The sequence below is a fragment of the Rhizobium sp. CRRU65 genome (assembly GCF_048551595.1).
Classification (GTDB): domain Bacteria; phylum Pseudomonadota; class Alphaproteobacteria; order Rhizobiales; family Rhizobiaceae; genus Rhizobium; species Rhizobium leguminosarum_J.
On sequence record NZ_JBLYZH010000002.1, the window covers coordinates 30,893 to 43,339 of the forward strand.

General features: G+C 62.6%; 13 protein-coding genes and 1 pseudogene. 9 read left to right on the forward strand and 5 right to left on the reverse strand.

The genetic code is table 11. From position 1 onward, the window contains the following. Positions 1-11 precede the first annotated feature (11 nt). The 5 genes from ACM5SV_RS03410 to ACM5SV_RS03430 form a co-directional block, all read right to left on the reverse strand. Positions 12-389 (reverse strand): hypothetical protein, encoded by a 378-nt coding sequence (locus ACM5SV_RS03410; protein ID WP_026157635.1) that lies wholly within the window; start codon positions 387-389, stop codon positions 12-14. 113 nt (positions 390-502) lie between these two features. Beyond that, entirely contained in the window at positions 503-2,305 is a 1,803-nt protein-coding gene (locus ACM5SV_RS03415) for an adenylate cyclase (protein WP_012763443.1), read from the reverse strand. Positions 2,306-2,534: 229 nt separating this feature from the next. Continuing rightward, positions 2,535-3,845: an alpha/beta hydrolase gene (locus ACM5SV_RS03420; protein WP_419425060.1), complete on the reverse strand. Its 1,311-nt coding sequence runs from the start codon at positions 3,843-3,845 to the stop codon at positions 2,535-2,537. 68 nt (positions 3,846-3,913) lie between these two features. Next, positions 3,914-4,930, reverse strand: a complete 1,017-nt coding sequence (locus ACM5SV_RS03425) for a DUF4105 domain-containing protein (RefSeq protein ID WP_128439032.1) — start codon at positions 4,928-4,930, stop codon at positions 3,914-3,916. A 51-nt stretch (positions 4,931-4,981) separates the two neighbouring features. Continuing rightward, positions 4,982-5,248: a hypothetical protein gene (locus ACM5SV_RS03430; protein WP_012763440.1), complete on the reverse strand. Its 267-nt coding sequence runs from the start codon at positions 5,246-5,248 to the stop codon at positions 4,982-4,984. Between the two features lie 189 nt (positions 5,249-5,437). Between ACM5SV_RS03430 and ACM5SV_RS03435 the strand changes: the two genes are divergently transcribed. The 9 genes and pseudogenes from ACM5SV_RS03435 to xth all read left to right on the forward strand — a co-directional run bounded on the left by ACM5SV_RS03435 (position 5,438) and on the right by xth (position 12,030). Continuing rightward, positions 5,438-5,776, forward strand: coding sequence for a DUF2147 domain-containing protein (locus ACM5SV_RS03435; RefSeq protein ID WP_221991560.1), 339 nt, complete (start codon positions 5,438-5,440; stop codon positions 5,774-5,776). A gap of 207 nt (positions 5,777-5,983) precedes the next feature. Then, a complete protein-coding gene (locus ACM5SV_RS03440) occupies positions 5,984-7,501 on the forward strand; it encodes a DUF1254 domain-containing protein (protein WP_128405709.1) in 1,518 nt (505 codons plus the stop codon). 24 nt (positions 7,502-7,525) lie between these two features. Further along, positions 7,526-8,143 (forward strand): hypothetical protein, encoded by a 618-nt coding sequence (locus ACM5SV_RS03445; RefSeq protein ID WP_419425061.1) that lies wholly within the window; start codon positions 7,526-7,528, stop codon positions 8,141-8,143. Between the two features lie 148 nt (positions 8,144-8,291). After that, positions 8,292-8,714, forward strand: a complete 423-nt coding sequence (locus ACM5SV_RS03450) for a cysteine rich repeat-containing protein (protein ID WP_003554280.1) — start codon at positions 8,292-8,294, stop codon at positions 8,712-8,714. Positions 8,715-8,738: 24 nt separating this feature from the next. Continuing rightward, positions 8,739-9,308, forward strand: a complete 570-nt coding sequence (locus ACM5SV_RS03455) for an OmpA family protein (protein WP_128439028.1) — start codon at positions 8,739-8,741, stop codon at positions 9,306-9,308. Positions 9,309-9,326: 18 nt separating this feature from the next. Beyond that, positions 9,327-10,013, forward strand: coding sequence for a hypothetical protein (locus ACM5SV_RS03460; protein WP_017996612.1), 687 nt, complete (start codon positions 9,327-9,329; stop codon positions 10,011-10,013). A gap of 20 nt (positions 10,014-10,033) precedes the next feature. After that, positions 10,034-10,756 carry an LssY C-terminal domain-containing protein gene (locus ACM5SV_RS03465; protein WP_017996611.1) on the forward strand — a complete coding sequence of 241 codons (723 nt, stop codon included), beginning with the start codon at positions 10,034-10,036 and terminating at the stop codon, positions 10,754-10,756. Between the two features lie 293 nt (positions 10,757-11,049). Continuing rightward, positions 11,050-11,226, forward strand: a complete 177-nt coding sequence (locus ACM5SV_RS03470) for a DUF3606 domain-containing protein (RefSeq protein WP_003554271.1) — start codon at positions 11,050-11,052, stop codon at positions 11,224-11,226. Positions 11,227-11,229: 3 nt separating this feature from the next. Continuing rightward, positions 11,230-12,030, forward strand: a pseudogene (gene xth, locus ACM5SV_RS03475) (exodeoxyribonuclease III). Positions 12,031-12,447 lie beyond the last annotated feature (417 nt).

A 12,447-nucleotide genomic window follows, 5' to 3' on the forward strand; every position in this document is an offset into this window, starting at 1 on the left:
GCGGCGTGCGATCAGGCACGCTGAGGTGACAGGGTAGCGTCATGCGGCCGCGGACATCGAGCGAACAGAGCCGACCTAGTCCTGACCATGAGGAGGTATGCGCCTACTTCGGAAACAGGAACGGTCAGCCCGATTTGGACGCCGTGCCCTTCGGGGCCGTCGTCTGGAGCCGCTGCCCAGTTTCGAAGCTCGCCCGTCAGGCTGATCGGCTGTTCGTTGACCTTGACCAGCTTTCTGATGAGGGAGGCGATGGGATTCGACAGATTCTTGGCGAGATCGGTGCTCGAACCCTGGCCGTAGACCGGCGCCCCCACGCCGAGGGCCGCGGCGACGGCGAGCGTCAGGGACCTCTTCGCCGGCAGGGCGCGGGTCGATGCGGCATTTGCCATTTCTCTCTCTCCATCCGATGCTCAGGCTGGCGGCGAGGCAGTCTGGGTCATGCGCCGCAAGAATGACGGAACGGGCCGGAGGAAGAAACGTATGTTACTGTAGCGTACAGCCTTCACGGGCGATATGAGGCGTCGGAGACCCTGAATTCGGCTTCGATATCAGTCGCGCTGGGCACTGGCAGTCCAGCGCGTCGTAGCGCTGCGATCATGCGCATGCTGTCCTTCGGCGGCAGGTTTCTCTTCCGATTCTCGGCCACGATGTTGGGCAGATAATCGGGGCGCATTTTCATGAACACCTCGCCCTCGTGCTTCGCTTCTGCCAACAGCCCGGCCTCGGAGTAGATGACCGCCGCAACGCCATGGAAGAGCGGAAATTTCTGCAGGTCGGCTTTACGGATCAGCCGCACCGCCATCTCGTGATCGTCGAGCATGCAGGCGATCAGGGCGCGCGTCCCGAAGTAATATCCAGAGCCGCCCGGATTGAGCTTGATCGCACGATCCAGCAATTCGCCGCCGCGCTTCCATTGCCCCGAGAATGCGACACGCGTTCCGAGCTCCCCCAGGAACTCCGTGTCGTTCGGGTTGGCGGCGAGCGCCGCTTCGCCGACATCGAACGCCTCTTTCGTCTCGTTGTTGAAGAACAGGGCCGTCATGAGCGCCTGCAGGGCGCGCGTGTTGTCGGGCTCGAGCGAGACTGCCCGCCGCGCCGAACTGAGCGCGCGCTCCATCGCGGGACCCTTGTCACTCTGCGGATTGAACTCGAACCGACCCTCGTCGAGTTGGATGATCGAGAGCATCGACCAAGCCGTCGCGTAGGCGGGGAAAAGCGCCACGGCGTTCTGCAGGCAGTCGCGCGCGACCTGATGCTTTTCCGGATTGAGCTCCTCGCGGTATGCGTAGTAGCGCAGGGTGCAGTCATGGACGCTCATATCGTCCGGCGGCGGGTTGGCCGCTATCGATTTCGCGATGATGCCGTAAGGCTGAGCGATCGCCGTCGCCACCTTGCTTGCGACATCCGCCTGAATGAAGAAGAGCTCGTGCGTGTCCAGGTTCTCGTCGTAGTCCTGCGACCACAGGATGGATCCGTCGGAGGTGTCGACGAGGCGCACGGTCACACGGACCTTGTCGCCCGCGACGCGAACCCCGCCTGCGACCAGGTAACGCGCGCCGAGCCCCTCGCGCACCTGCGACGCCTCGACGCCTGGGGGCAGTGCCTTTGATGTCTCGCGGCCGAAGACGGTAATCTCCTTGAAGCGGGGAAGGGCGGTTAGAAGCTCCTCGGTCAGTCCGGCTGCATAACGTGCAGCCTGCGGGCCGTCGCCGAGGTCCGCGAAAGGTGCGATCACAAGGGTCGGCTCGCCCGGAAGTTGCTCGGCGGAACGACCGGGTGCCGGCCCCTTCAGAACGCCGGCGTAAAAGCCAAGCCCCGCGAAGACGAATGCCACGAGCACGGCCAGCACGGGCCAGGCGAGACGCCGCCACGCGAAAGCCCGGCGCTCGGAGACGTCTTCCTTCAGCGCATCCCCGGCCGCTTCCATCGGCGCCCCATTCCACGTAAAGGTCGGCACATAACCGCCCTTGGGGATGTCGATGCGGATCGGATCGCGCTGGCCTGCGACGAGATAGTAGCGTTCGATGACCCGGCGCAGACGTCCGGCCTCGATGCGAACGACGGGATCTTCCTGAGAGAAGCCCGCGCTTCGGTTGAACACTTCGATGGCGATCGAATACGCCTTGAGGCGCGGTGCCCGGCCTGCAAGCGTCTCCTCGGTGACATATTTCAAGAAGGCAGCGCCACGTCCGGCGCTCGGAAACTCGCCGCTGGACAGAATGCGTTCAAGCTGCGCCCTGACCTCCTCATGGGTCGGACAGGGGCGCTCGGCCCGATCGTCGGGCAAAGGCACCGAGGTTTGCATTGCATCCTCCCCCTCGTCACACATATGCGCGACAGTTAAAGCTTGTATTCAAATCCCCTTATGCAACCTATTCCCCCAATAGCCCTTCGTCTACCTGAAAGAAGTTTCAAGGCGGATCACGTATGGGCCGGGCAACCGGTACCGGACGATGATGGCGATGAACAAGGGCCTGGAGGGGCATATGAAGACGAGCGTGCCAGGCGTGGCGAACTCAAGCGGGCGCCTACCCCTATCGCTGCTTCCGGCATGCCGGGTCGGCCGGCGTCGCCGCGCAGTTCTTGACCGCGATCTTCTGCGTCCCGCCGTCTTGTCCGGTCAGACCGCCGACATGATTGGCGTAGTTGCTGCGAGTATCGGCGTCGAGCACCGCGACCGGGGCGGTCAGTACGAGGCCCGCGGCGCTTCCGGCCGCCGCCGCCACGTTCGTTGTCCCCGCAAGGATCGTGTCGCCAAGGCCGACCCGGCTGTCGGTCAGGGTCTGCCCTTCGGACAACCGCTGGCCGATGAGCTGGACGACTTGCGGTGATTCCGCGAACTTGCTGTGATTGAGGTCGTCGCTGACCTTGATCTTGGTCAGATCGATCACCGATACCTTGTAGTCGGCGAGTTCGGTCTTGTACGGCGCGGTTTCCGGATCGATCGAACCGAGGCGCGGGATGTTGCCCCAGACCCGCCGCGAGAAGGCAAGCGCCTTGTCGTCGCGCGAGACGAAAAGCGTGAATTGCGGATGGGGGTCGCCCATATCCTCGATCTGCGACCGGAAGACGTCCACGTCGACGTCCGGAGCGGCCAGCATGACGTTCTTGAACTTTGCCGGGAGACCGCCGTTGCGGATCGCCATCTGCCGGAGCGCTTCCAGCGCCAGCCAGTTGCCCATCGAGTGGGCCAGCACGTTGACTTCCTTCACGGTGCCGTCTTTGGCGAGATACTGAAACAGGGTCTCGAGCGCGTTGCGCGTGTAGTTGGTGCTCTCGCGGTCATAACCATAGGCGAGCAGGCTGCCGCGCGATGGCCAGGTCACAAGGACCGGCGTGCTGCGGACATTGGAATCGTGGACGATCTGAGCGAAGCGGTAGACACTGTCCTCGAAGCGGTTGTTGAAGCCGTGGATGAAGACCAGGACGCTGTGGTCGCGGTTCCTTCTGACCGAGGCGTTCAGCCAGCCTTTCGCCGCTTCGAGACTAAGCGCGTCGGCCTTCAGCGTGGCGAAGTCGGTCTTCGGATTTGAAGGCAGCCTCTTGGGCCAGGCGACGTCGCCCTCGTTGCGGACCTTGGGCAGCGAAACTCTCATCTGTGCGAAGGACGGCGTGCGGGCGCGCTCGCCCGTGAACATCTCGCCGGAAACAGTCGATCGGGCACGCGTGGTCGCGACAAGCATGTCGACGCGACTGGTATCCGGCACGGTGTCCGCAACGGGGAACAGCACGTTCTTCGGATGTCCGCCGCAGCCCGCGAGCACGACCAGCGCGAGGCATGGAAGAAGTCGCCGGATAGGACCAGCAGTCATCAAACGAAACAAGCCCAAGTCCCCCATCCGCATTCCGGCTACATCCTGACAGGACGGACCATGCCTCAACCCGTGCGTATCCCGTCGTATGTTACTGTACGCTACGGCCCAGCGACGACGACCGGGAAGGGCACGCCGAGACGGATCGCCTTCGAGAAGTCGGGCGACAAACCATCCGCCCGCGCCCGCACATCGATCTTGGCAATCTCCCGCAAGCGGTCGAGCGGCATCGAGGTGTCGACGGCTCCCCGGTCATAGGCGTAGTCGGGAAGATAACCATTGACGATCAGTCGCCAGTCGAACGGTACCTTGTCTCCAGCGACCCGCATCAGCTTGGCGACGGTTGTCGTGCAGTTCGTCGTGATCGAGTTGTAGAACCGCGGCGTCCGGGCGAGCGCGTTGGCCTCGGCGACGTACTCGAGCAGCAGGTTGCGCGCCTGCTCGGGACTGGCTCTCAGCCGGTAGATCTGGACGTCCTCGCCACGCACGTTGGAACGGACGCCGACGACGTCGCGTTCGTCCGCGGCAACAACCACCAGCGGGTCGTTCTTGAAGAGGTCGGCAAGGGGAGAAAACCCGCCGCCGACCTTGTGGCGCACCTCGATCGACCAGGCGAGCTGTTCGCCGCCTTCGAAGCCGAAGCTGAAGATGACATGCGCGATCTTCGGCCCCGCCCAGTATGACATGAACAGGTCGACCGTCCTCACCTTGCTCACATCGTAGGTTCGCGTCGTCCAGCGCTCGGTAAAGTCGGAGTTGCTTCGCCACTCGAAGTCCCGGACATCGGTCAAGGTCAGCGAATTTCCGTCGATGCGACCCGTGACCTGGCGGGCGACGTCAGGAGCCCATGCGGCGTTGGCTTCCGGCTTGATCGAGCTCCACCAGAAGAGAACCAGCGCGAAGGCGACCGCAAATGAAAGGATGGCTCTCCTGCGCAGCCGGCTGGCAAGCGCCGCTACTGTGAGGAGACCGAAGGCGAGGAAGACGCAGGCGCCGATCGCCCGGCCGGCATCGGGCAGGGGCAGGCGATACCAGAACGCCAAGGAGCCCCAGGCTGTCAAAGCCGCCACGATCAGGGCGACCGCGAAGATCAAGATGATCGCCATCAGTCGAGGCATGTTGTTCCTTTCCTGTAGCCGCCGTGCCACCACGACGGGGAGATCGCGACTTCATCGGGCTGCAGGGAATGGCACGACCTTGGCAAGATCCAGCATGGTGTGAATTTCCTTGCCGAGCCAATCCATGAGTTCGAGCGCCTCGGCGTAACGTTCATGTTGCCCCGGGGCCGTCGACGACTCCCAGTCCCGCACGAGCTGGTCCGCGATGGAAAAGTCGTGGCACAGTTCCCGAAAGCTTTCATTGCGGGAGGCGAGCGCTTCGATCTCCAGCGCCTGCTCGGGAAACCTGCGCTTGGCGAACTCCGTGTCGTACTGCATTGCATCGCTCCCGCCCAGGCGACGCGAAGGCTCCCGCACATCCGCGTAGTCGCCGTGAAGATGGCACAGAACCCGGCCGACACCATGTAGGTTACAGTAACACACCGCGAGTTTCTTGCGGTCGGCAGCGCATGTGTGGTCCATTCGGTCACCGGCCCGGCGGCGGGCCAGCCATGCGAGGACCTTACCATGAAGCCCATTCTAGTCTCCGTCGCAGCGGTGCTGATGTCGACCGGACTGGCGAGCGCAGCCGAGCCGATCGTCGGAAACTGGAAGACGACGCTCGGAGACACCGCCGCGATCGAGCCGTGCGGCGGCGGTTTCTGCATCACGCTGAAGAGCGGCAAGCATACCGGCGAGAAGATCGGCGCGTTCGAAGGCAACGGCGGCAGCTATTCCGGCAGGATCACCGACCCCGACGCGAAGAAGACCTACGACGGCACCATCAGCGTCTCCGGCGACACGGTTACCCTCAAAGGCTGTGTGATGAAGGTCGTCTGCGAGTCGCAGAAGTGGTCACGCCAATAGTCCGGGGGAACAAGCGGATACGGTAACATACGGGTGTTTCCCCCGTGATCGGCTATCCCTGCGGCGGCAATCATTTCCGGCAATCGCCGCCGGAACGGCTTCATCGCCTGGTCGAGTTCGGTGCGCGTCATGCCGCGCGCGCCCGAATGCACACAGATTGGCGACCTCATGAAGAACGGCCGACGGGCGGTCGACAAGGAGAGTGAAATGAAACGCGCGACGAGACAGTTTTACGCTACTGCCGCGGTGCTGCTGATGGGCTGGGGGGCGGCGTACGCCGAAGCACCGAAAACCAAGATGGCGACGCCGATACCCGATTCGATCGTCACGCCGGAGAGCGTCGACACCAGGATTGGCAAGCTGAATTTCTTCGACGGCTTTCCGGACGACGCCACTTCGGAAAAGATCTATGACAACCTCGATTTCATGCGCGGCGTCGACGCTTTTCTCAACGCCATGCCGGGTGCCTCCGTCGAAGCCCTACGGGTTGGACTGGCCGGCCAGGGCGCCGACAACAATCAGACCATCCTGATCTTCGAAAATCTCATGGATTCGCATTCGCTGTTCCTGACCGGGAACACCGAAAGCATCTACAATCTCATGTGGCTGGATACCAAGGCCGGTCCGCTGGTCATCGAGACGCCGCCCAACATCCTGGGCATGATCGATAACCACTGGTTCGAATATGTCGGCGATGTCGGCAATGCCGGTCCGGACAAGGGCAAGGGTGGAAAATACCTGCTGTTGCCGCCGGGCTACGAGGGCGTGGTTCCCGAAGGTTATGACGTATTGCGGTCCTCGACCTATGGGAACCTGTTCTTCTGGCGCGGCTTCCTCGAAAACGGCAGCACGACGACGGCCGTCGAAAACACCAGGAAATTCGCCAAGGTCTATCCGCTTTCGGAGGCCGGCGATCCGCCGCCGATGAAGATCGTCAACGTCTCCGGCAAGGAGTTCAACACGATCCATGCCAATAATTTCCATTTCTACGAGGAAGTAAACGACATCGTCCAGTACGAGCCGAACGAAGCCTATCATCCGGAAGTGCTGGGACAGCTCGCGTCCATCGGCATCGTAAAGGGCAAGCCCTTCGCGCCGGATGCGCGGATGAAGAAGATCCTCACCGAAGCCGTGGCCGTCGGCAATGCGACGGCGCGCACCATCACCTTCAAGACGCGCATGAAGGATGCCTATTATTATCCGAACAGTGCCTGGTTCACCGGCTTTGTCGGCGGGAGCTACGAGTTTCTGCTGCAGCCTGGCGTTCGCTATCTGGATGCCCGCGTCCTGTTCCACTACTACGCGACGGGCATCACGCCGGCCATGGCGATAAAGCGCGTCGGCATTGGTTCGCAATATGCCGGCGCAACGACCGACAAGGACGGCAAGCCGTTCGACGGCGGCAAGACTTATAAGATTCACATGCCGCCAAACATTCCCGCAAAGGAATTCTGGTCGTTCGTGGCGTATGACAACCAGACGCGTTCGATGTTGCAGACGGACCGGCAATTCCCCAGCATCGGCAGCGACAAGAAGGACATCGTGATCAACGCGGACTCGTCGGTTGACGTCTGGTTCGGTCCGACGGCGCCGAAAGGCCATGAGGCCAACTGGGTCCAGACAGTGCCGGGCAAGGGTTGGAACGTCCTTCTTCGCCTCTACGGGCCTTTGGAGCCATGGTTCGACAAGACCTGGAAGCCAGGCGAGTTCGAACCTGTCGAGTGACGCTCAAATATGCCATGAACTCCAATGCCGGTCCGACTGGTGTGTCGGATCGGCGCGGCCGGAAAACATGAGTGCGCCGCCGGCATCAGCCGCGCCGCCTTGAGCCTTCTGGCTCGTGCGCATAGCAAGGATCAACAGGACTGCGGGAAGACGGAGCTTGATGTCAAGATCAGCGCCATCGGCACCATGGATATACGCGGGTCTCCTCGCCGCTCAGACCGCCGCGGCCCTGACCCTGTTCTGGATCGTGTTCCCCATCTTTCATGGCTTGGTCACCCACCTCGGCGAACGGCGGACGCTCGCTCTCTCCGACCAGGTGGGGTTGTTGTCAGCGCCGCGCTGCTCCATTGCTTCTACTGGATACGGTTGAAATGGGTGCCGGTCACGTCGCCGTTTCACAACGTCTTCGTGGCGCATCTGCTCTTCTTCGCCAGCCGGGTCAGCTTCTTCTTCGGCGGCGCGCTCTTCTCGGCCATCTTCTTCAGGCATCTGCCGGAACTCGACGCCTTACCGCCATTCGCTCAGGCGTGCGTGAAGAGCGTGTATGTGGCGGCGACGCTGTTCGGACTATTCTGCTACTCGCTCGAACTGGCTCGCTTCGGACAGGCCGTAGAGGATGGACCGCCAGAACGGGGCCGGTAGCTTCCACATCCGTCGTTGCGGCGACACGTTGAAAGCCGTCTCCTACGGTCCGTGTAACCGTAACATACTTCCCTTCTCACCCCCGAAAGCGCACCAGATGCGTGCGGGGGAGTTTCTCCGACGATCAATTGTTCACGATGGGGGAAGCATGTCGACCAGAACCAGACTGTTAGGAGGGGCGCTGGTCGCGTTCCTGGCGCTCAGCGGTGCGGCCCGTGCCGACACCATCAGCTTCGCCGACGCGGTGAGCACGCTCGCCAACGACTGCGGATCCGACATCAAGAAGTTCTGCAAGGGCCTGAACCTTGGAAGCGGCCGTATCCAGAACTGCCTCGAGACCCATGCCGCGAAAGTTTCGCCGACCTGTACGGCAACACTGGCGAGCGTCACCTCGTCCATCGGGCAGCGCCTTGCCGCCCAGTCGTCGTTCACCACAATCTGCAAGCACTATGTCGCGCAGTTCTGCAGCGGCGTGGTGGGGGAGGGCAACATTCTTTCCTGCCTGAACAAGGCGACGCGCGTGAACGAAGGCCAGTGCGGCCAGGCCATCACCGACGCCGGCTGGCGGTGAACGATGTTGAAGGGACACAGGATCATGAAGAGCTTTCGACTCGCAACGATGTTCGCCGCCGGGCTGCTGCTGGCAGCCGGCCACCCATTCGCCCAGGAACTGAGCGGCCCGCAGGTGGTGCGCACGCTCGACAGATTGCAGGGCGGAGCTCCGGCCATTGACCTCGCATTGCTTATGGAAGAAGCGGCGGCGAGTGCAGGCAAGGGCCTCGCCGGGCTTCCCGACTGGCAGAAGCTTTCGAAGCTGTCGCAGCTCATCGTCGAGATCGACTTCGAGAACGACTCCATCGCCATCGAACCGAAATCCTATCGCACCGTCGGCATGATCGCCGACGCCCTGCATCATCCGAACCTGCGGCGCTACAAGTTCCTTGTCGTCGGACACACGAGCTCGACGGGCGACGCCAAGCACAATCTGGACCTCAGTCAGAAGCGGGCGAACGCGATCACGGAGGCGCTGTCGACGACATTTTCCATCGCCCCAGACCGTTTGTTCGCGATCGGCGTCGGCGAGGAGTGGCCCGTGGATCCGTCGAATCCGCAGGCAGCCGACAATCGGCGCGTCCAGCTCGTCAACCTCGGTCTCGTGAAGTAGCAACCAGGAGGATTCTCCATGAAACGCCATATTCGGATCGGCACAGTCGCCGTAGCCTGCCTGGTGTCGTTCGCAGGAGCGGCGTTGGCCGAAGACGCGATCACGGCACCCGCTTCCAAGACCATTGGAGCGACCGCGGCCGCGAAGATGGTGCCGTCGCTCGCCGTCCTCAATTCTGGCGGGGCGACGCTGGCCGACGGCAAGCTGACGATGACGGGGGTCACGGCGAACTCGATCGTGTTCGCCGACCGTCCAGTACGATCGGCCGGACATGTGCTCACGACCGAGTTCATCAAGGAATGGGACGAGGGCAAGGACAGCTTCGCCGTCGACCCGCCGAACGCGACGATCTCTGTCATGAGCAGCGATGGGACGGCTGTCGAAGATGCGGTCGTGGTCCTGACCAAGCCGAAGCTGGACGGCGGCACGCTGACCTTTGACGTCCAGGTTCTCGAGGGCGAACTCGCAAAGGCCAATGGCCCGGCTTCGCTTTTCATCGACATGTTCGTGGCGCGCGCCGGAATGGGGCGCGTCGGCGTGGTTGGCGTGGGTGCGGTCGGCTTCCATGGCGGCTGGTATGCGCACCCGGCGGCCCGCTACGGCGCCGCGGTCGCGACGGGCGCGGCCATCGGTGCCGCGGCGGCCTCCGCGCCATACTATTATCACCCGCCGTGCGGCTACTATCCGTATCCGCCCTGCTACTGAAATCGGAGCGGCATATCGCAATGAGGCAGGGGAGAAGCAGCCGAGGCGGATGGAGGTCGGCCGCGGGCGTTCTCGCCGCCGTCCTCCTGGCCTATCTGCTCGTCTGCTACCTGGTGATGCCGGAGCTTTGGATCTTCCGTGACCGGAGTACGGTTGCCGATTTCAGCCGGATGGTCACGACCACCGGCGACGACATTCCGGGCGATCCAATCAACGTCGGGCTCGTCGGCCCGAAGCAGCAGGTGATCAGGGCCTTCGCCGCCTCGGGCTGGGATCCGGCCGACAGAGTAACATTACTCTCTTCGGTCGAAATCGGCCTGAGCGTGGTGCTCGATCGTCCGGATCTCGATGCGCCCGTCAGTCCGCTGTTCTTCGACGGTCGGAAACAGGATCTGGCATTCGAAAAGCCTGTCGGGCGAAGCGCGGACGAGCGCCACCACATACGTCTCTGGCAAACGGCGACGGTCGGCGCCGACGGCCAGCCGCTGTGGCTGGGCTCCGCCAGCTTCGACCGCGGCGTCGGCGTCAGCCACGACACCGGGCAGATCACCCACCATATCGGACCCGATCTCGACGCCGAGCGCGAGCTGGTGATCGGCGACCTCAAGGGCGCTGGGCAGATCTCCATGACCTACGAGCGCGCAGGCGTCGGTGCGACGAAAGATGGTCGCAACGGTGGCGGCGATCCGTACTTCACCGATGGTCGAATCCTTGTAGGGGTTCTGCCTGATATCGGCCGATAAGGCAGCAGCCTCCGACACTTCGATCGCCATCGTCGACGTCCCCTGCTTCCGCGTTCTTTATCCCCATGACGAGAGGATCGCGGCGACCAAAGCTGCCGGAGAATTTGAGGGCGGCAGCCGCCGGCGGTCTCGATCAGCTTGTCGCGGTCCCAGGATGTGGACGTTGCCGCGTGCGATTTAACGGCATACATGCCTCGAGAATGTGCAGCTCATTGGCGAGACCAGCCTGAACGCCGGAACTTCCTGAATCGGTGTCCGTTTCCCGGTGACCGTTATCATCAGGAGATACGAAAATGGCAACCACTTCGAGGGGCCGTGCTCAGGATCGCGCGAAGGTCGCTGGCGGACAGGATCACGAGGTTCGCTACGAGGCGAAAAAGGAAGGCGTTCCAAAGGAAACGGTCAATAGGGCCGTGAAGAAGGCTGGGAACTCTCGCAAAAAGGTCGAGGCGGAAATCGGCCGGCACTGAGCCGTGAAGCTTGCGACTTACAACGTCAATGGTGTCAACGGCCGCCTCGAAGTCTTGCTGAGGTGGCTTGATGAAGCCAAGCCGGACGTCGTCTGCCTACAGGAGCTGAAGGCCCCGCAAGAGAAGTTCCCGATCAAAGCGATCGAGGCAGCCGGCTATGGGGCGGTTGGCAGGGCCAGAAGTCCTGGAACGGCGTCGCCATCCTCACATGGGGAAGGAGCCGCATCTCACTAGAAAGGGGCTGCCCGGCGAGCCGGAGGACGAGCACAGCCGCTATATTGAAGCGATCGTCGATGGCATCGTAGTCGGTTGCCTGTACTTGCCGAACGGAAACCCCTATCCAGGCCCGAAATTCGACTACAAGCTCCGCTGGTTCCGCCGTCTCCACGACTACGCGGCCGAACTGCTCGAGCTCGGGGTGCCTGTCGTGCTCGTCGGCGACTACAACGTCATGCCCACCGAGTTGGACGTCTACAAACCCGAACGCTGGACGAACGACGCCCTCTTCCGCGTCGAGGTCCGGGAGGCCTACAAGAAGCTTGTCGGGCAGGGTTGGACGGAGGCGCTTCGCCATCTGCATCCAGGCGAGCGCATCTACACGTTCTGGGACTACTTCCGAAACGCATTCGCGCGCGACGCCGGCCTTCGCATCGACCACTTTATCCTAAGTTCGGAGGCAGCCAGACGGCTGACGAAGGCGGAGGTCGACAAGCACGTTCGCGGCTGGGACACAGCAGTGATCACGCCCCAGTATGGATCGAGCTTCAGGACGAGCTCGTCAAGAAGAAGAGGAAGACGAAGTGAGCCATGAAGATTGGTAAGGGAAGGATCCGCTGAAGCTGCCGGAGTCGTCGACAGCTTCGTGGTGAACGGCGCGAGGCAGGCTTGACGTCTTCAATGCGATCGTTGAGCAGGTGGGCCTCCTGCGCGAGGCGCTCGAACGCGATCCTGACCCGCCCGACGACGACGCCGCTCCAGGAGCCCGCAAACGATTGGCCGGGTGACGACGGGACTTGACGCCTGCTTAGTTGAAATCGCCGATCTTCCCGGTCTGGAAGAGTATGACGGGATCGCCTACTTCGCCCACCGCAGGATGTCCCTCCCGTTTCACGACGAGGGCGCCAGCGTGCGTCCTTGCAGCCTCCCTAGCTTCTTCGACAGCCCCTGCCTCTTCCCCGTGGAAAACCGTTTCCCATGCCCGGACCGGCTGCCCACTATCAT

Coding starts and splice junctions, on each gene's coding strand:
- ACM5SV_RS03415 (WP_012763443.1), bottom strand. CDS start 2,305: ATGCAAACCTCGGTGCCTTTGCCCGACGATCGGGCCGAGCGCCCCTGT.
- ACM5SV_RS03445 (WP_419425061.1), top strand. CDS start 7,526: ATGCCGGTCCGACTGGTGTGTCGGATCGGCGCGGCCGGAAAACATGAG.
- ACM5SV_RS03450 (WP_003554280.1), top strand. CDS start 8,292: ATGTCGACCAGAACCAGACTGTTAGGAGGGGCGCTGGTCGCGTTCCTG.
- ACM5SV_RS03435 (WP_221991560.1), top strand. CDS start 5,438: ATGAAGCCCATTCTAGTCTCCGTCGCAGCGGTGCTGATGTCGACCGGA.
- ACM5SV_RS03465 (WP_017996611.1), top strand. CDS start 10,034: ATGAGGCAGGGGAGAAGCAGCCGAGGCGGATGGAGGTCGGCCGCGGGC.
- ACM5SV_RS03425 (WP_128439032.1), bottom strand. CDS start 4,930: ATGCCTCGACTGATGGCGATCATCTTGATCTTCGCGGTCGCCCTGATC.
- ACM5SV_RS03455 (WP_128439028.1), top strand. CDS start 8,739: ATGAAGAGCTTTCGACTCGCAACGATGTTCGCCGCCGGGCTGCTGCTG.
- ACM5SV_RS03410 (WP_026157635.1), bottom strand. CDS start 389: ATGGCAAATGCCGCATCGACCCGCGCCCTGCCGGCGAAGAGGTCCCTG.
- ACM5SV_RS03460 (WP_017996612.1), top strand. CDS start 9,327: ATGAAACGCCATATTCGGATCGGCACAGTCGCCGTAGCCTGCCTGGTG.
- ACM5SV_RS03470 (WP_003554271.1), top strand. CDS start 11,050: ATGGCAACCACTTCGAGGGGCCGTGCTCAGGATCGCGCGAAGGTCGCT.
- ACM5SV_RS03430 (WP_012763440.1), bottom strand. CDS start 5,248: ATGCAGTACGACACGGAGTTCGCCAAGCGCAGGTTTCCCGAGCAGGCG.
- ACM5SV_RS03420 (WP_419425060.1), bottom strand. CDS start 3,845: ATGCGGATGGGGGACTTGGGCTTGTTTCGTTTGATGACTGCTGGTCCT.
- ACM5SV_RS03440 (WP_128405709.1), top strand. CDS start 5,984: ATGAAACGCGCGACGAGACAGTTTTACGCTACTGCCGCGGTGCTGCTG.